The following is an 18308-nucleotide window of genomic DNA, read 5'->3' as shown; positions in this document are numbered from 1 at the left end:
GATGAGTTCCACAGCGCCACATCGACCCAGTCCGGATCTGCCGCCCCCGAATACCCGCGCGGGCGTTGTCGGCTGGCTGCGTGAGAATCTGTTCTCGAGCTGGATCAACGGCCTGCTGACGCTCGCCGTGCTCTATGTGCTGGTCAAGACCGTACTCCCAGCACTCGAATGGGCGCTGTTCGATGCGCGTTTCTTCGGCGATAGCGCCGATGCCTGCGACGGTGAGGGCGCCTGCTGGGTATTCGTGCAGCAGCGGATCGGTTTTTTCATCTACGGCTTCTATCCCGAGGTCGAGCGCTGGCGGGTGAATATCTGCTACGTGATGATGTTACTGCTGCTGGTGCCGCAGTTCGTCGGCGGCTTTCCCGGGCGCAAGTGGCTGGGTATCTTTGCGCTGACTGGCTTTCCGATCGTTGCGTTCATCCTGATCGGTGGCGGTGTCTTCGGGCTGGAGCCCGTGCAGACCACGCGCTGGGGTGGGCTCACGCTCACGCTCGTACTGGCCTATGGCGGCATCCTGGCCTCGCTGCCCATCGGTATCCTGCTGGCGCTGGGCCGGCGCTCGACCATGCCCATCATCCGCGGTCTGTCGGTGGTCTTCATCGAGGTCTGGCGTGCCGTGCCGTTGATCACCGTGCTGTTCATGGCTTCGGTGATGCTGCCTCTGTTCCTGCCGGAAGGCGTGACTTTCGACAAGCTCATGCGCGCCATGATCGGCATCACGCTGTTCTGGTCGGCTTATATGGCCGAGGTGATCCGCGGCGGCCTGCAGGCGATTCCCAAGGGGCAGTACGAAGCCGCCGACGCGCTGGGGCTGAGCTATGCGCGCAAGATGGGCCTGGTGATCCTGCCGCAGGCGCTCAAGCTCGTGATTCCCGGCATCGTCAACACGTTCATCGCGCTGTTCAAGGACACGACGCTGGTGCTGATCATCGGTCTGTTCGACGTGCTGGGCACAGTGCAGTCGACGATCATTGATCCGGCTTGGCGCAATGTCGCCACCGAAGGCTATGTCTTCGTGGCCTTCTGTTTCTGGGTGTTCTGCTTCGGCATATCGCGCTACAGCCAGAACCTCGAGCGCAAGCTCGACACCGGCCATCGCAACTAGAGGACAGGCCTGATGCATACCGAAAGCGAAACACCCATGACCGATGACTCGGTATCCGTGGCCTCGGCCGCAGCGGACGAGGTCATCATTCGGGTCGAGGGCATGCACAAGTGGTTCGGCCAGTTCCACGTGCTCAAGGATCTGAATCTGGAAGTCAGCCGCGGCGAGCGCATCGTGATCTGCGGCCCGTCGGGGTCGGGCAAGTCGACGTTCATTCGCTGCCTCAACCATCTGGAGGCCCATCAACAGGGCCGGATTGCGGTGGACGGCATCGAACTCAACGCCGACGTCAAGAACATCGAGACCGTACGCCGCGAAGTCGGCATGGTGTTCCAGCACTTCAACCTGTTCCCGCATCTGACCGTGCTGGAGAACTGCGTGCTGGCGCCGATCTGGGTGCGCAAGACACCGCGCAAGCAGGCCGAGGCAGACGCGATGAAATACCTGGAGCGCGTCAAGATTCCGGAACAGGCCGACAAGTATCCCGGTCAGCTCTCGGGTGGGCAGCAGCAGCGGGTCGCGATCGCGCGCTCGCTGTGCATGAACCCCAAGATCATGTTGTTCGACGAGCCAACGTCCGCGCTGGACCCGGAGATGATCAAGGAAGTACTGGATACGATGATCGAGCTTGCCGAAAGCGGCATGACCATGCTTTGCGTGACCCACGAGATGGGCTTCGCCAAGACCGTGGCCGACCGCGTGATCTTCATGGACGGCGGCGAGATCGTCGAGCAGGCGCCGCCCACGGAGTTCTTCGGCAACCCGCGCGAGCCGCGTACCCGGCAGTTCCTGGAGCAGATTCTCGATCACTGATGCCCGGAGGCGGGCAGGGTGTCATCGAGGGGGCGTCAGGGCAGCTGATCTTCACGAGCCAGGCATAAAAAAAGGCCGCGTCGGTCGACACGGCCTTTCTTGCCGGCGGGCGTTGCATGTCTGCGAACGCCTGCCGTTGATTCGAGCTTGGTGCCCAGGAGAGGACTTGAACCTCCACGAGCGTTAGCTCACTAGCACCTGAAGCTAGCGCGTCTACCAATTCCGCCACCTGGGCCCGAAGAGCGCGCAATTTATCGATTGGCCCGGCGCTTGTCAATCTTTCCTTGTGCCTTTGTCCAGTTGCGGTATCGTGCGCGGATATGGAGCAACATCTTGAATAAGAAAACGAGCGGTGGCGCCGACTGGCGCGATCGCGATCCACAGTTCAAACACGAGAAAGGCAGCTACGCCGAACCGGTTCCAAGCCGTCAGCTCGTCCTCGACGATCTGGCCGACGCGGGCCGCCCGCTGACCTGGGCCGAGCTCACCGCGCTCTACGAATTGACCGGTGATGCCGCCGAGGCGTTCGACCACCGCCTGCGCGCCATGCTGCGCGACGGCCAGCTGCTCGAAAACCGCCGCGGCGCGCTAGGCCCGCTCGACAAGATGGATCTGGTGCGCGGTCGCGTACAGGGCCATCGCGATGGCTTCGGCTTTCTGATCCCCGACAACGGCGACGAAGACGACGTCTTCCTCAATCCCCGCCAGATGCGCCTGCTCATGCACGGTGACCGTGCGGTGGTACGTATCGTCGGCCGCGACAACCGCGGGCGCAGGGAAGGGCGTGTAGCGGAAGTGCTCGAGCGCGTGAACGAGTCGGTCGTTGGCCGGTTCGTAGAAGAGCGTGGCGTATGCCACGTCGTGCCGGACAACGCGCGTATCGCCCACGATATCCGTGTGCCCGAGGCCGATCGCAACGGCGCCGAGCACAACCAGATGGTCACCGTGCGCATCGTCGAGCCGCCGTCCAAGCGCGTGCAGCCGATCGGTTCCGTCGTCGAGGTGCTGGGCGATCGCATGGCGCCGGGCATGGAAATCGATATCGCGATGCGCTCGCACGGCATTCCGTACGAATGGCCGGCCGACGCATTGGCTGAGGCCGAGTCCTTCGGCGATGCCGTTGCCGAGAAGGACAAGAAAGGCCGCACCGATCTGCGCGACCTGCCGCTGGTCACCATCGACGGCGCCGACGCGCGCGATTTCGACGATGCTGTCTATGCGCGCAAGACGCCGCGTGGCTGGCGGCTCTGGGTTGCTATCGCCGACGTGTCGTCCTATGTGAAGCCGAATTCCGCGCTTGACGAGGAAGCCCAGCGCCGCGCGACGTCGGTGTATTTCCCCGATCATGTCGTGCCGATGCTGCCCGAGGCGCTGTCCAACGGGCTGTGTTCGCTCAATCCGGAAGTCGACCGGCTGGCGCTGGTCTGCGAGATGCGCCTCGACAAGCAGGGGCGCATGCGGTCGAGCCGTTTCTATTCGGCGGTGATTCGCTCGCATGCACGGCTGCTCTACGAACAGGTCGCCGACTGGCTGGAAAATCCGGACAACATTCCGGACCGGTATCGCGATCTCGCGAAGCCGCTGGCGAATCTCAACGGGCTTTACGACGCGTTGCTCGCCCAGCGGCGCGAACGTGGCGCGATCGAATTCGAGACCACGGCCACGCGCATCGTCTTTAACGAAGATCGCAAGATCCAGCGCATCGTGCCAACCGAGCGCAACGTCGCGCACAAGATCATCGAGGAATGCATGATCGCGGCGAACGTCGCCACGGCCACGCATCTGTCGAAAAAGCGCATGCCGCTGCTGTACCGAGCCCACAGTGGGCCGGCGGCGGACGCACTGGAAGATCTGCGGGCGTTCCTGGCCGAGCGCGGCCTGTCGCTACCGGGCGGCAACGATCCGCAGGCGGCGGACTACGCGAGCCTTCTGGCATCGGTCGCCGACCGCAGCGATGCGCATCTGATCCAGACCGTGATGCTGCGCAGCCTGTCGCGCGCGGTGTATACGCCGCACAACGACGGTCATTTCGGTCTCGCGCTGGAGAACTACGCCCACTTCACGTCGCCGATCCGGCGCTATCCCGATCTGCTCGCGCACCGTGCGATCAAGCATCTGGAAGCGCGCGGCAAGCCGAAGGACTTCGATTACGACGTCGGCGCGATGGAGAGCCTCGGCACGGTCTGCTCCGAAGCCGAGAAACGCGCCGACGACGCCACCCGCGATGTCGACGACTGGCTGAAATGCGAATACATGAGCGATTCGCTGGGCCAGACTTTCGAGGGCACCGTCACCGGCGTGACCGCATTCGGCCTGTTCGTGGAACTCGACGGCATTTATGCCACCGGCCTGGTTCACGTTTCGAGCCTGTCGAACGACTATTACCACTTCGATGCCCAGTCGCGCTGCCTGCGCGGCGAGCGTTCAGGCGTGGTACACCGTCTGGCCGACAAGATGAAGGTCAAGGTCGCGCGCGTCGATCTGGACGAGCGCAAGATCGATTTCGAACTGGTCGAGCCCGACAGCGCGGCCAGCAAACGCGGCAAGCCGGGGAACAAGCCCGGCTCCGGAAAGTCCGACAAGGGCAAGCCGGGCCCGGGTAAGTCCAATCAGGGCAAGTCCAGCAAGGGCAAGTCCTCCGGCAAGCCGCGCCGACAAAGCAAACGAGGTAAGAGTCAATGAACCGGTCAATGACCCGTAAGAATTCCGCCCTGATCCTGGCTGCCCTGCTGTGCACGACGCTGTTCGTGACGGCCTGCGCGGGTGACCCGAATCGCAAGACCAAGATCGGCGCTGGCGTCGGCGCTGTGCTCGGTGGTATCGCCGGGTCGCAGCTGGGCGACAAGTCCGGCACCAACGCTGCGATCGGTGCGGCCATCGGTGCGCTGGCCGGCGGTGCCTCCGGTCGCTACATGGACAACCAGCAGAAAGAGCTCAACGAGAAGCTCAAGGCCGAGCAGGCCCGCGACGTGCTCAATCTGACCCGTCTCGACGGTGATGCGCTCAAGATCGGGGTGGCGAGCGATGCCTCCTTCGCGGTCGACAGTTCGACGCTGTCCGGCAGTGCGCAGACCACCTTCAACAAGATCGCGACCACGCTCAAGGACTACGACAAGACCGCGATTCACGTGGTCGGCCATACCGACAGCAGCGGCAGCGACGAGTACAACCAGAAGCTTTCGCAGCAGCGCGCCCAGGCCGTCGCTCAGGCGCTTACCGCCGGCGGCGTGAATACCCAGCGTCTGCTGACCTGGGGCCGTGGTGAGGCCGAGCCGATTGCGACCAACGACACCGAACAGGGTCGTGCCGAAAACCGTCGCGTGGATATCGTGATCAAGCCGATTGTCGAAGGCCAGGAATCGCAGGCGTTCTCCGAACCGCCGTATCTCGGTTCCTGATCGATCCGACGGCGATACAATGATCGATGAAGCCCGGCGCTGCCGGGCTTCTTTATTTGCAGCGGGGCAGTAACGTGACGAGCGCAGACGAACAGGGCCTGATCGGCGGTTTTCATGCCGTGATGGCCGCCCTCGAAAAAGGTCGACCACTCCTGCGTATCTGGCTGGCGAGCGGCCGGCGCGACGGCCGGGCCGAAGCGCTGCGCGTGGCCGCCGACGAGCGCGGTGTCGCAATCGAGAGCGCGGATCTCGCCGCACTCGACAAGATGCTGCCGGATGTCCGCCACCAGGGCTGTATCGCCGAGCGTGAAATGGCGCAGGAACAGCGCGAATCCGATCTGCCTGACCTGTTGGCCGCGGCCGAACGGCCGTGGGTGCTCGTGCTCGATCAAGTGCAGGACCCGCACAATCTCGGCGCCTGTCTGCGGAGCGCTGCCGCCGCCGGGGTGACCGCCGTGCTTGCACCGCGCAAGCGCGCAGCCGGCCTGACAGCGGCCGTGCGCAAGGTGTCGGCCGGGGGTGCCGAGCGCGTGCCATTCGTGCCGGTAACCAACCTGACTCGCGCGATTGCACGACTGCAGGACGAAGGGTTCTGGGCTATTGGCCTCGACGGCGAAGCTGAAGCTTCGATTTACGACACGACGCTGCCGGATCGCCTCGTGCTGGTCGCGGGCGGGGAAGAGAAGGGCATTCGCCAACTCACTGCCAAGCAGTGCGATTCCCTCGTATCGATCCCCATGGCGGCGGACGTGGAAAGCCTGAACGTTTCGGTCGCGACCGGCGTCGCACTGTTTGAGGCCGTGCGTCAGCGGCGTGTGCCGCAGCCGAGCTGAGTACCAGCGCCACGCGCATTGCGCTGGGGCCGTCAAGCCCTTAGAATACCGCGCCTCGCGGCGTCCGCGCCGCAGTCCTTGCTCCACGGCGATCCCAACTGGGTCGAACCGGGGGCTGCAACCCGAAAGGAAACACAATGCGACACTATGAAATCGTGTTCCTGGTCCATCCGGACCAGAGCGAACAGGTGCCGGCGATGGTCGAGAAGTATCGCGGCATCATCGAGAACGACGGCGGCCAGATTCATCGTCATGAAGACTGGGGCCGTCGTCAGCTGGCCTATCCGATCACCAAGATCCACAAGGCGCACTACGTTCTGCTGAACGTGGAATGCTCGCAATCGGCCCGTGAGGAACTCGAAGACGCGTTCCGCTTCAACGATGCCGTGCTTCGTCACATGGTCGTTGCGCGCCACAAGGCCGACACCGATCCGTCCCCGCTTGCCAAGAACGCCGATGATCGCGGCGACCGCAAGCCCGCCGCCGCTGCCAGCTAAGGAGCATCGCCATGGCCCGTTTTTTCCGCCGCCGTCGTTTCTGCAAGTTCACTGCTGAAGGCGTCGAGGAGATCGATTACAAGGATATCGAGACCCTCAAGCAGTACGTCACCGAAACCGGCAAGATCGTGCCGAGCCGCATCACCGGCACGGCCGCCCGTTATCAGCGTCAGCTGTCCACCGCCGTCAAGCGCGCGCGTTTTCTGGCGCTGCTGCCGTACACCGACCGGCATTCGTCCTAGGAGGCTATCGTGGAAGTCATTCTGCTACAGAAAGTCCGCAACCTCGGCGACCTGGGCGATACCGTCACCGTCCGTCCGGGTTACGGCCGTAATTTCCTGATGCCGCGCGGCATTGCGCTGCCGGCGACCAAGGCCAACCTGACGGTCTTCGAGGAGCGTCGCTCCGAGCTGCAGGCCGCTTCGCAGGAGCGTGAGGACCGTGCCAACGCACGTGCCGATCAGCTGCGTGGCAAGGAATACATCATCGCCATGCGTGCGAGTGATGAAGGCAAGCTGTTCGGTTCGGTAGGTCCGCAGGAGATCTCCGACGCCATCACCCAGGAAGGCGTCGAGGTCAACCCGAAGGAAGTCACGCTTACCGAAGGCACGATCCGTGTCGTCGGCGAGTACACCACGCTGCTGCAGCTGCATGCCGAGGTCGAGGTCGAGGTCACCGTGATCGTCGCTCAGAAGACCGACATGGGCATCAACATGCCGCCGCGTCGTGGCGCGGACGCCGCTGAAGAAGATGCGACCGCCGACGAACTCGACGGCGAGCGTGTCGAAGATGCCGGTGAGCCGGCCGACGAGACTGGTACCGAAGCCGACGCGCCGCTCGAAGAGCGCGCTGAAGAGGACGACCAGTCCTGATCGCGACGCCAATCGCGTGAAAAGGAACGCCGCCTTCGGGCGGCGTTTTTTTTGGTCTGCGCCTTGCGTAAACTTCAGCTCCACTCCTGCCGAGTCACGCCGAGCCCATGGCCGAAGCCAAGCTGCCACCGCATTCCATAGAAGCCGAGCAATCCGTGATTGGCGGGCTGTTGTTGTCCGAACGTGCCTGGGACGAGATCGCCGGGAGCATCAACGAGGACGACTTCTACCGCGAAGATCATCGGCTGCTGTTCCGCGGCCTGGCCGATCTCGCCGATACCGGTCAGCCGCGTGATCTCGTCACGCTGACCGAATGGCTGCGTAGCCGCGGCATTCTAGAAAAGGCAGGCGGTGCCACCTATCTGGGTAATCTCGCGGCAGATATTCCCGGTGCTGCCAATATCAAGGCCTACGCCGATATCGTGCGCGAGCGTTCGGTCATGCGCCAGCTCATTCGCGCGGGTGACTCGATCACCACCATGGGTTTCGATACCCAGGGCCAGAGCGCCGCCGATCTGCTCGAATCCGCGGAGAAAGAGATATTCGCCATCGCCGAGCGTGGCCGGCGTGGCGGCGAGGGCCCGCAGGGGCTGAATTCGATCCTCACCAAGGCAGTCAATCGGATCGAGCGGCTGGTTCAGCAGGAAGGCTCGTTCTCGGGCCTGCCCACGGGGCTGAACAACTTCGACAAGATGACCAATGGTCTGCAGCCCTCGGATCTGCTGATCCTCGCCGGGCGCCCCTCCATGGGCAAGACCAGTTTCGCGATGAATATCGTCGAGAACGTCGCGATCAAGGAGAAGGTGCCGGTCGCCGTGTTCTCGCTGGAAATGTCGGCCGAGCAGCTCGTCATTCGTATGATCTCGTCATGGGGGCGTATCGACCAGTCGCGGCTGCGCTCCGGTCAGCTCACGGAGGACGACTGGCCCAAGATTACGTCCGCGATCGGGATCATGAACGAGAACGCGCGGCTTTTCATCGATGACACGCCGGCACTGTCGCCCAGTGAGTTGCGCGCGCGTGCGCGGCGTCTCAAGCGCGAGCACGATATCGGCTTGGTCATGGTCGATTATCTGCAGCTGATGCAGGTGCCTGGCACGAGCGAGAACCGTACCAACGAAATCTCCGAGATCTCACGTTCGCTCAAGGCTCTGGCCAAGGAACTGGACGTGCCGGTGATCGCGCTCTCCCAGCTCAACCGCCAGGTCGAACAGCGCGACAACAAGCGTCCGCGCATGTCGGATCTGCGTGAGTCCGGTGGTATCGAGCAGGACGCCGACGTGATCATGTTCGTCTACCGCGACGAGGTCTATAACGAGGACACGCCGGACAAGGGCGTGGCCGAGATCATCATCGGCAAGCAGCGTAACGGCCCGTTGGGCGTGGCGCGCACGGCCTTCCTGTCGCATTTCACGCGGTTCGAGAATCTGCAGGAACAGTACGACGACGAAGACTTCATGGAATGATGCGGCTCATGCACGAAACCGGTATCCCCGCGTGATTCGCGCCCACGCAGTCATCAACCGCGCGGCCCTGGCGCACAACCTGTCGCGGGTTCGCGAGTTGGCGCCAACGAGCCGCGTCTATGCCGCGGTCAAGGCGGACGGCTACGGCCACGGCGCGGTAACCGTTGCGCAGGCGTTGGCCGATGCCGATGGCTTCGCGGTTTCCAGTCTGGACGAAGCGCTACAGCTGCGTTGGGCCGGCATCGAAAAGCCGGTCGCCATGCTTTCCCAGCAGCTCGACGCGACGGTTTGCGATCAAGCTGCCGAGCACCGCCTCGAGATCGTGGTTTTTCACGATAGCCAGATCGACGCACTGACCCGGCACGTCGGCCCGCCAATTACGGTTTGGATCAAGCTCGACAGCGGTATGCATCGACTCGGCTTCGCCAGTAGCCGTGCCGAGGAGATCGAGACACGGATCGCCGACCTGAACACTGTCGCTATCGCCGGCTGGCTGACCCATCTGGCCTGCGGCGACGAGCCGAGCCGGCCGGAAACCCCGGCGCAGCTCGAGGATTTCTTCGCAGCGACGCAAGGCCGGACAGGGCTGCGCTCGATCGCCAATTCTGCCGGTGTGCTGGCTTGGCCGGTGTCCCACGTCGATATCGTACGCCCGGGGATCATGCTCTACGGCAGCTCGCCCATGTCGGATCGCAACGCGGCCGACTGCGGCCTCGAGCCCGCGATGCATCTCACCGCACCGCTGATCTCCCGCAACCGTATTCCGGAAGGCGAAATGATCGGCTATGGCGCGACCTGGCGCACGCCCGAGGATATGGATGTCGGCGTGATCGGCATCGGCTACGGCGACGGCTATCCACGTCACGCGCCGTCGGGCACGCCGGTGTTGTTCAACGGTGTGCGCGTACCGCTGATCGGCCGCGTATCCATGGATATGATCACGGTCGATCTGCGCGACGCGCCTGATGCGAAAGTCGGTGATCGCGCGACGCTCTGGGGCGGCGGTCTCGACGTCGACGAAATCGCGCGTCAGGCCGATACGATCGCCTACGAATTGTTCTGCCAACTTACGCCGCGGGTGCGCTTCGAGGTCGTCTAGCCGGCGAATCAGCCGAGATTGATCGGACTCTTTCCGCGATCCGCGCGCTTGGCGCGACCACGCTCGCGGCGCCGCATTTCCATCGCTGCCGGTGTCAGATGCTCGTTGAAGAACGCGACCTGGTCCGCGCTGGACTGGCGGAAACCCGCGTTCCGGTAGATATCGAAATGGCCGATCTTGTAGTGCCGCTCCCGACCGCGGTCGCCCGCATGCAAGGCGGTCGCTTCGGCCGCCCAGGGCGGCGCGACGCTGTCTTCATCGCAGATCTGGATGAGCGCAGGGCAGGGAAGGCGGTTGGCGCGCTTGCCGGGTCGGTACAGGGCCAGGGTCAGGGCGAAGCGGGCGGCGACCTCGTTGCGCCAGTCGGGCGGGGTGATGGCGTGATAGCCGTCGTAGGCGTCTTCGCTGGTCATGACGGCGAGCGTGCCGGGGCGGCCGACGATCGGGATCATGTAGGGGTCCGCGCCGGCAAGATTGTTGATGGCATCGCGGATGCCGGCCCAGGTGAGTTTGAGCAGATTCACGATTCCAGCATAGGAAGCGAGATTGGTCACCGCCGCGAGGCCGTCCATCATCGGCCCCTGCGCCGTCACCGCGGCGACTTCACCGTCGCGGGCGGCGGCCGCGATCACGTGGCCGCCCGAGAACGAACTGCCCCAGAGCGCGATGCGTTCGGCATCCACGTCGAGCTGGCGGCGCGCGACGCTGATCGCGACTTTCCAATCGTGCAGTTGCCGGCGTACCGACAACAGCTGGCGCGGTTCGCCGTCGCTGGCGCCAAAATGGCGGTAGTCGAACAGAAATACAGCGAGGCCAGCGCTGGCGAAACGCTCGGCGTAGGGCTCGAGCCCGGCGTCGCGCGTGCCGCCCAGCCCGTGGGCCATGACCACGCAGGGCACGCCTTCCGTGGTTCGCAGGGCATCGGTACGCGCGGGATAGAACCAGGCGCGGCAGGTCGTGCCGGCGCTGACGAAATCGATATCCAGCCGTTCGTGCATTGAATCCTCGCAGATCAGTCAGGCGTGGCGCGCGGTTTGTGGCACGCGACGACACGGTAGAGCGTATATCGGCGCGCATCGCGACGAACAGCGCGCGTGCATCGTCGAAATACAGGCCCTAGTATGCCGGTTTGTTCCGACCCGACGTAATCGCATGGCCCGCAACAAGAACGTTTTCGTATGTGAATCCTGCGGCGCGAGCCACGCGAAATGGGCAGGGCAATGCAGCGATTGCGGTGCCTGGAACACGCTGGTCGAAAGTGTGGCCGCCGCGCCCGCCAAACCGGGCGCCAGCGCCCCTGCCAGTTTCGGCACGGCCGCGCCCCAGGTCGAGAGACTGAACGCAATCCGCCCGGCAGAGACCGCGCGTACGCCCACCGGGCTGTCGGAACTGGATCGCGTGCTCGGGGGTGGGCTGGTGCCGGGCTCGGTCATCCTGATCGGCGGCGATCCGGGTATCGGCAAGTCCACACTGCTGCTACAGGTGCTCGCTCAATTGTCGGCCGCTATTCCCGCGCTTTATGTCACCGGCGAGGAATCGCTGGAGCAGGTGCATCTGCGCGCGCAGCGTCTGGGCGTGGATCAGGCCGAGCTGGCGGTACTCGCCGAAACCTGCGTCGAGCGCGTGCTCGCACTGGCCAAGCCACAGGCGCCGCGGCTGGTGGTGATCGATTCGGTGCAGACCGTGTTTTCGCAGGCGATCACCTCAGCGCCGGGCAGTGTGTCGCAGGTGCGTGAGTCGGCTTCGATGCTGGTGCGTTTTGCCAAAGCCACGGGTACGGCGCTGATTCTGGTGGGCCATGTGACCAAGGAAGGCACGATCGCGGGTCCGCGCGTGCTCGAGCATATGGTCGATACCGTGCTCTATTTCGAAGCCGAAGCATCGAGCCGCTTCCGCGTGATTCGTGCGGTGAAGAATCGTTTCGGTGCCGTCAACGAGTTGGGCGTGTTCGCGATGTCGGACGCGGGCCTCAAGCAGGTGACCAATCCGTCCGCGATCTTCCTGTCACGCCATGAAGAGCCGGTGCCGGGCAGCGCGGTAATGGTCACGCGCGAAGGCTCGCGGCCCATGCTCGTTGAGGTGCAGGCGCTGGTAGACGGCTCGCAGCTGCATAATCCGCGCCGCGTCGCGCTCGGGCCGGACGGCCAGCGCCTGGCCATGCTGCTGGCGGTTCTGCACCGGCACGGCGGCATACCGCTGGGCGATCAGGATGTGTTCGTGAACGTGGTCGGTGGCATGCGCGTGTCCGAGACCGCGGCGGACCTGGCCGTGATTCTCGCCGCGCTGTCGAGTTTTCGCGACCGGCCGCTGGGCGAGCGGCTGGTGGTTTTCGGCGAGATCGGCCTGGCCGGCGAGATTCGGCCCGTGCCCGGTGGCGAGGATCGCTTGGCGGAAGCCGCCAAGCACGGCTTTACCCGCGCAATCGTGCCGCGGGCGAACGCGCCGCGCAGCAAGCGTGTTGGCGAGATGGAGATTGTCGGCGTAGCGCGCCTGGGCGAGGCGATCGACGCCGTCGCCTGACGCGGCGCGGGTTCAGCGGTCGGCGGACGTGCGTTTGTCGTCCGCGTTCGAGCCCTTGGTGTCCGACTTGCCGTTCGGCTGATCCGTGTTTTCGTTCGCAGCCCGCCGCGCCCGGCGCTTGGGTGGACGCACGCGTACCGTCTGGACCAGATTGGCGCGCGTCTGGGCGATCTCGAGCACGTATTTGCCGACTTTCAGCTTTGTGCCCGGCTGGGGAATGGTTTCCAGATGCTCGGTGATCAGCCCGTTCATGGTCTTGGGACCGTCCACCGGCAGCTTCCAGCCCATAGCGCGGTTGATCGAACGCAGCGTGACCGTGCCGTCGACCAGATAGCTGTCGTCCGAATCCATATAGACGTTTTTCACCCGGGTGGCGGGGTCGGTGGTGAACTCGCCGACGATCTCTTCGAGTATGTCCTCGAGCGTGACCAGGCCCTGGATATCCCCGTACTCGTCGACCACGAAGCCGATCCGGCGCTGCTGGTTCTGGAAGTTCAGCAGCTGCTGGTTGAGCGGCGTGCCCTCGGGTACGAAATAGGGTTCGCGGGCGAGATCGAGGAGCGCGTCCTTGTCGAGGTTGTCCTCGGACACCAGCGCAAGCACGCGGCGCATGTGCACGATGCCTTCCAGCTCGTCGATGGAGCCGTCGAAGATCGGCAGGCGCGTGTGCTGGTTGTGTACCAGCTGCTCGAGAATCTCGGGCCAGGATTTGCTGATATCGATGCCCACGATCTCGTTGCGCGGGATCATGATGTCCTCGACCGTGGCTTTCTCCATGTCGAGGATCGACAGCAGCATCTGCTGATGTCGACGCGGAATCATCGCGCCCGCCTCGGCGACGACCGTGCGCAGTTCCTCGGAGGACAGCGAATGCGCCGCAACATCGTCGGCGGAGACGCCGAACAGGCGCAGGATGCCGTTGCCGGCCCAGTTGATCACCATGACCACCGGCCAGGCGACGCGCAGCAGCGGCGTATAGACGTACGACGCGGGAAAGGCCACGCGTTCGGGGTGCAATGCGGCCAGCGTCTTCGGCGTGACTTCCGAAAAAATCAGGACCAAAACCGTGAGCGACATGGTGGCCACCAGCACGCCGACATCGCCGAATAGGCGGATGCCGATCACGGTGGCGACCGCGGACGCCGCGATATTGACCAGATTGTTGCCCAGCAGGATCAGGCCGATGAGCCGATCCGGGCGGTCGAGCAGTTTTGCCGCGCGTGAAGCGCCGCCGTGGCCGGTCTTGGCCAGGTGCTTCATGCGATAGCGGTTGAGTGTCATCAGCCCGGTCTCGGAACCCGAGAAGAAGGCCGATAACATGAGCATCAGTATCAGTGTGCCGAACAGTACCGGCAGCGAGATGGCGTCCAAGAAGTCAGCTCGTAATCAAATGGAGGTGCGCGTTTGTTCGATCTCAGAGCCGGGCGCGTAAGGCGCGTCCGGCAGGCGCACTACCAATGTTCGCCTAGAATCAGCTCGAGCACCAACTTGCTGCCGAAATAGGCCAGCACCAGCAGAGCGTAGCCGGCCAACGCGCCGCGCACGGCGACTCGTCCGCGCCAGCCGTAACGCCAGCGGCCATAAAGCAGTACGGCGAAAAACAGCCAGGCGAACAGCGACAGCACCGTCTTGTGTACGAGGTGCTGGGCGAACAGGTCGTCGATGAACAGCGCGCCCGTGGCGATTGCGAGACTGAGCAGGAAAAAGCCGCTGCCTATGAGGCGGAACAGCAGCGTTTCCATGGTCTGGAGCGCCGGCAGGCGGGTGAACAGGCCGGACGGCGGGCGGCGGCGCAGCTGACGATGCTGAAGCGCGAGCACGATGGCCTGGACGGCGCCGAGCGTGAGCAGGCCGTAGGCCAGAACGGACAACAGGATATGCAGCTGCAGCGGCCAGGCCAGCGATTCGGTCGCGCTGTGCGCGTCCGGCACGATAAGCGCTGTCAGACCGCAGAGGCCGGCCAGCGGATAGATCACCAGTCCCAGCGCGCCGACCGATTCGCGCAGCGAGAACAGCCACAGCAGCAGCGCAGCTTGCCAGGCAAATAGCGACAGGGCGGTGCCGAGCCCGATCACGAGCATGCCGGACTGAAGGCTCAGATGCGCAAGCGAGCCGATCTGCGCAACCAGGCCAACCGCGGCGAGTGCGGTAACATGCCAGTAGGCCTCGCCACTGGATAGATGGCGCCACACGGCGGCGGCCGCGCCGGTATAGGCCAGCGCGGCGATCAGTACTTCAATGATGACCAGCACCATCTAGAAACAAAGGGACTCGAACGCCATAGAGGGCCATTGTGCCGTATTTGCGTGGGCCGTAATAAAGACAGTCCCACGGGTTTGCATGCAGGGCGCGTCTGCCCCGTTATACTGGGCGGCCTTAAAGCCCCATCGATCGAGCGCGTGCATGTTCGACAGTCTGAGTGATCGGCTCAATCGCAGTTTCCAGACCATCCGCGGCCGCGGACGTCTGACCGAAGACAACATCAAGGCGACGCTGCGCGAAGTGCGCATGGCGTTGCTCGAGGCCGACGTGGCGCTGCCCGTGGTCAAGCAGTTCGTGGACGACATTCGTGCGCGGGCGGTCGGCAACGAGGTGATGACCAGCCTCACGCCCGGCCAGGCGCTGATCAAGATCGTCAAGGACGAGCTCACCGCGTTACTCGGCGAGGCCAACGAAAGCCTCGATCTGCGCGCCAAGCCGCCCGCCGTCGTGCTCATGGCGGGCCTGCAGGGCGCCGGCAAGACCACCTCCACGGGTAAGCTCGCGCGCTATCTCAAGCAGCGCGAGAAGAAATCCGTGCTGGTGGTGTCCACCGACGTCTATCGCCCGGCGGCTATTGATCAGCTCAAGCGTGTCGCTGCGGACGTCGAGGTCGATTTCCACCCGAGTCAATCCAGCGACAAGCCGCTGGCGATCGCCAAATCGGCGATGGATGCTGCCCGTAAGGGTTTTTATGACGTACTGATCGTCGATACCGCGGGTCGCCTGGGTATCGACGAGAAGATGATGGCCGAGATCAGCGGCCTCAACGAAGCGCTGAGCCCGGCTGAGACGCTGTTCGTGGTCGATGCCATGACCGGCCAGGACGCGGCCAATACGGCCAAGGCCTTCGGCGATGCACTGCCGTTGACCGGCGTAGTGCTCACCAAGGTCGACGGCGACGCTCGCGGCGGCGCGGCGCTGTCCGTGCGCCAGATCACCGGCAAGCCGATCAAGTTTCTGGGTGTGGGCGAAAAGCTCGAAGCGCTCGAGCCGTTCCATCCGGATCGCGTGGCCTCGCGCATCCTTGGCATGGGCGACGTGCTGTCGCTGGTCGAGGAAGCCGAACAGAAGGTCGATCGCGACAAGGCCGAGAAGCTCGCCAAGAAGCTCAAGAAGGGCAAGGGTTTCGATCTCAACGACATGGCCGATCAGCTGCGCCAGATGCAGGAAATGGGCGGCCTGGGCGCGTTGATGGAAAAGATGCCCGGCGGCGGGCAGATGCCCAAGGGCATGGCGGCGGCCGCTGACGACACCCAGGTCAAGCGCATGCTCGCGATTGTCGATTCGATGACCGCGCAGGAGCGCTCGTTCCCGGACGTGATCAAGGCATCGCGCAAACGGCGTATTGCCGGCGGTTCGGGTACCCAGGTCCAGGACATCAACCGTCTGCTCAAGCAGCATATGCAGATGCGCAAGATGATGAAGAAGCTCAAGGGTGGCGGCATGAAGAAGATGATGCGCGCCATGCAGGGCATGGGCGGCGGTGCCGGTGGCGGCATGCCGCCCGGCATGGGCGGTGGCGGTGGCTTGCCGCCGGGCATGGGGCGCTGAGTCCGCGCGCCTGCCGCCGCGTCTCAAGACACGATGCGCAAAGGCGCTTTCCTTTTTCATGGATTGGCGTACAATGCGCGATCTTTGTACGAGCGTGAACGTTAATTAGCGTTGAACAGCACGCCCGTTCATTCATACCAACGGCATAAATAAACGGCTATGGTCAAAATCCGACTGCAGCGCGGCGGCGCTAAGAAGCGTCCCTTCTATCACATCGTAGTGACCGACATGCGCAATGCGCGCGACGGCCGCTATATCGAACGCCTGGGTTTCTTCAACCCGGTCGCGATCGGTGGCGAAGTGCCGCTGCGTCTCGATGTTGAGCGTATCGAGTACTGGAAGGGCCATGGTGCGCAGCTCTCCGAGCGCGTGACCAATCTGGTCAAGAGCTTCAACCGCCACGGCGAAGGTCAGGCTCCGGCCCGTGCCGCGCCGCCGGTGAGCAAGGCCAAGGAAGCGCCGAACCAGACGGTTCCGGCCGGCGACACGGGCGACCAGTCCGCTGAAGCCGCCCCGGCCGCCGAGGCGCAGACCGACGAAAACCAGGCCGGCGCCGCGGAATAACCCCGCGTAGCCTGCGCATGCCAGATCGACCTGTCGTTCTCGGCCATGTGAGCGGGCTGTTCGGTGTCAAGGGATGGATCAAGGTCTATTCCTACACCCGCCCGGCTGCCAATCTGATCGAATACGAGGATTGGCTGATAGGCCGCCAGGATGCCTGGCGGCCTTTTCGCGTTATTGATGCGCGAGAGCAGGGCAAGACACTCATTGCACAGATTGCGCCCGGCGATGAATCGCCGCTGGCCGATCGCGACGCCGCGGCTGCGCTTATCGATTTCGAGATCGCGGTCGAGCGCGACCAGCTGCCCGAGCCGGAACCCGGCGAGTACTACTGGTTCGATCTGGTTGGTCTTGATGTCGTCAATCGCGACGGCACGGAGCTCGGCCGGGTGAAGGCGATGATGGAGACCGGTGCCAATGACGTGCTGGTGCTTCAGGGCGATCGTGAGCGGCTGGTTCCGTTCGTGGTCGGCGAGATCATCGATGAGGTCGATCTCAAGGCGGGCCGCATCGTCGCTGACTGGGATCCCGAGTTCTAGCCACGGCCCGATCTGCCATGCGTATCGATGTCGTCACCCTGTTCCCGGAATGGGTCGCCCAGCTGGAAGATTTCGGTGTGGTTGGGCGTGGGCTGCGCGAGTCACGGCTCGAGCTCGCCTGCTGGAATCCCCGCGAGGACGCGGATAATGCAAGCGGGCGCGTAGACGACCGCCCCTACGGCGGCGGCCCCGGCATGGTAATGCAGGCGCCACCATTGGAAGCAACGCTTGATCGCGTGCGTATGGCACGCGCGGATTCGGCGCCGGTGATCATGCCGTCGCCGCAGGGCGAGCGTTTCGACCAGCGCTGGGCCGAGCGGCTCGCCGACGGGCCCGGGTTCGTGCTCGTCTGTGGTCGGTACGAAGGCATCGATCAACGCTTTGTCGACGCCCATGTCGACGTTGAGCTCTCGATGGGCGATGTGGTGCTGTCCGGCGGAGAGTTGCCGGCCATGATGATCATCGATGCAGTAGCGCGGCTGCTGTCGGGCGTCCTCGGAGACAGCCGCTCCGCCCAGCAGGATTCGTTTACGGACGGTCTGCTGGATCATCCGCACTACACCCGTCCGCCGTCGCTGGCCGGCGCGGCCGTGCCGGATGTGCTGCTCAGTGGCGACCATGCCCGAATCGAACGCTGGCGCGAGAAGCAGGCGCTGGGCGTGACCTGGCAGCGGCGCCCGGATCTGTTGGATCGGCTGACGCTTTCAGCGCACCAGCAGGCGCTGTTGGACGAATATATTGCCGATCTCGCGGCCGATAAGGGTTCGAAAACCCCGCCGTCGGCGTAGA

Annotated in this window: 16 protein-coding genes, 1 tRNA gene and 2 pseudogenes; 15 read left to right on the top strand and 4 right to left on the bottom strand. The window is 64.1% G+C overall.

Annotation, left to right across the window (positions count from 1 at the left end; genetic code table 11):
• The first annotated feature begins 1 nt into the window (after position 1).
• Positions 2-1108 carry an amino acid ABC transporter permease gene (locus SADO_RS01630; RefSeq protein WP_353108658.1) on the top strand — a complete coding sequence of 369 codons (1107 nt, stop codon included), beginning with the start codon at positions 2-4 and terminating at the stop codon, positions 1106-1108.
• A gap of 102 nt (positions 1109-1210) precedes the next feature.
• Entirely contained in the window at positions 1211-1921 is a 711-nt protein-coding gene (locus SADO_RS01625; RefSeq protein ID WP_434547883.1) for an amino acid ABC transporter ATP-binding protein, read from the top strand.
• A gap of 148 nt (positions 1922-2069) precedes the next feature.
• On the opposite strand, the gene SADO_RS01620 is transcribed toward SADO_RS01625, so the two are convergent.
• Positions 2070-2156: transfer RNA gene (locus SADO_RS01620), tRNA-Leu, on the bottom strand.
• Between the two features lie 98 nt (positions 2157-2254).
• Here SADO_RS01620 and rnr point away from each other — a divergent pair.
• The 8 genes and pseudogenes from rnr (at position 2255) to alr (ending at position 10086) form a co-directional block, all read left to right on the top strand.
• Entirely contained in the window at positions 2255-4603 is a 2349-nt protein-coding gene (rnr, locus tag SADO_RS01615) for a ribonuclease R (RefSeq protein ID WP_353108656.1), read from the top strand.
• Between the two features lie 8 nt (positions 4604-4611).
• Positions 4612-5319: a YiaD family glycine zipper/OmpA-like lipoprotein gene (locus SADO_RS01610; RefSeq protein WP_353108654.1), complete on the top strand. Its 708-nt coding sequence runs from the start codon at positions 4612-4614 to the stop codon at positions 5317-5319.
• A 74-nt stretch (positions 5320-5393) separates the two neighbouring features.
• Positions 5394-6152 (top strand): 23S rRNA (guanosine(2251)-2'-O)-methyltransferase RlmB, encoded by a 759-nt coding sequence (gene rlmB, locus SADO_RS01605; RefSeq protein WP_353108652.1) that lies wholly within the window; start codon positions 5394-5396, stop codon positions 6150-6152.
• Between the two features lie 137 nt (positions 6153-6289).
• Entirely contained in the window at positions 6290-6649 is a 360-nt protein-coding gene (gene rpsF, locus SADO_RS01600; RefSeq protein ID WP_353108650.1) for a 30S ribosomal protein S6, read from the top strand.
• Between the two features lie 11 nt (positions 6650-6660).
• Entirely contained in the window at positions 6661-6891 is a 231-nt protein-coding gene (gene rpsR / locus SADO_RS01595; protein WP_006914321.1) for a 30S ribosomal protein S18, read from the top strand.
• Between the two features lie 9 nt (positions 6892-6900).
• Positions 6901-7335 (top strand): annotated as a pseudogene (gene rplI, locus SADO_RS01590) (50S ribosomal protein L9); the annotation flags it as partial.
• A gap of 293 nt (positions 7336-7628) precedes the next feature.
• Positions 7629-8987, top strand: coding sequence for a replicative DNA helicase (gene dnaB, locus SADO_RS01585; RefSeq protein WP_353108648.1), 1359 nt, complete (start codon positions 7629-7631; stop codon positions 8985-8987).
• Between the two features lie 31 nt (positions 8988-9018).
• On the top strand, positions 9019-10086 hold the full coding sequence (gene alr, locus SADO_RS01580; RefSeq protein WP_353108646.1) for an alanine racemase: 1068 nt from the start codon (positions 9019-9021) through the stop codon (positions 10084-10086).
• 8 nt (positions 10087-10094) lie between these two features.
• On the opposite strand, the gene SADO_RS01575 is transcribed toward alr, so the two are convergent.
• Complete coding sequence (locus SADO_RS01575) at positions 10095-11084, bottom strand: alpha/beta hydrolase (protein WP_353108644.1); 990 nt, start codon at positions 11082-11084, stop codon at positions 10095-10097.
• Positions 11085-11238: 154 nt separating this feature from the next.
• Between SADO_RS01575 and radA the strand changes: the two genes are divergently transcribed.
• Positions 11239-12606, top strand: coding sequence for a DNA repair protein RadA (gene radA / locus SADO_RS01570; RefSeq protein WP_353108641.1), 1368 nt, complete (start codon positions 11239-11241; stop codon positions 12604-12606).
• A 12-nt stretch (positions 12607-12618) separates the two neighbouring features.
• Here the strand turns inward: radA and SADO_RS01565 are convergent, their stop codons facing one another.
• Both SADO_RS01565 and SADO_RS01560 read right to left on the bottom strand, forming a co-directional pair.
• Positions 12619-13977, bottom strand: coding sequence for an HlyC/CorC family transporter (locus tag SADO_RS01565; protein ID WP_353108639.1), 1359 nt, complete (start codon positions 13975-13977; stop codon positions 12619-12621).
• A gap of 80 nt (positions 13978-14057) precedes the next feature.
• Positions 14058-14861: a cytochrome C assembly family protein gene (locus SADO_RS01560; protein ID WP_353108638.1), complete on the bottom strand. Its 804-nt coding sequence runs from the start codon at positions 14859-14861 to the stop codon at positions 14058-14060.
• Between the two features lie 148 nt (positions 14862-15009).
• Between SADO_RS01560 and ffh the strand changes: the two genes are divergently transcribed.
• From ffh to trmD, 4 genes and pseudogenes are all read left to right on the top strand, one after another.
• Positions 15010-16419: a signal recognition particle protein gene (gene ffh, locus SADO_RS01555; RefSeq protein WP_353108636.1), complete on the top strand. Its 1410-nt coding sequence runs from the start codon at positions 15010-15012 to the stop codon at positions 16417-16419.
• A 159-nt stretch (positions 16420-16578) separates the two neighbouring features.
• Positions 16579-16815 (top strand): annotated as a pseudogene (gene rpsP, locus SADO_RS01550) (30S ribosomal protein S16); the annotation flags it as partial.
• Between the two features lie 185 nt (positions 16816-17000).
• Positions 17001-17519, top strand: coding sequence for a ribosome maturation factor RimM (rimM, locus tag SADO_RS01545; protein WP_353108635.1), 519 nt, complete (start codon positions 17001-17003; stop codon positions 17517-17519).
• 17 nt (positions 17520-17536) lie between these two features.
• The gene (gene trmD / locus SADO_RS01540; RefSeq protein ID WP_353108634.1) at positions 17537-18307 is read left to right on the top strand and encodes a tRNA (guanosine(37)-N1)-methyltransferase TrmD; all 771 of its coding nucleotides are present in this window, start codon (positions 17537-17539) and stop codon (positions 18305-18307) included.
• Position 18308: the final 1 nt, after the last annotated feature.

It is taken from the genome of Salinisphaera dokdonensis CL-ES53 (assembly GCF_040361215.1).
GTDB classification, from domain to species: domain Bacteria; phylum Pseudomonadota; class Gammaproteobacteria; order Nevskiales; family Salinisphaeraceae; genus Salinisphaera; species Salinisphaera dokdonensis.
This window is presented reverse-complemented; position numbering and strand designations above follow the sequence as displayed.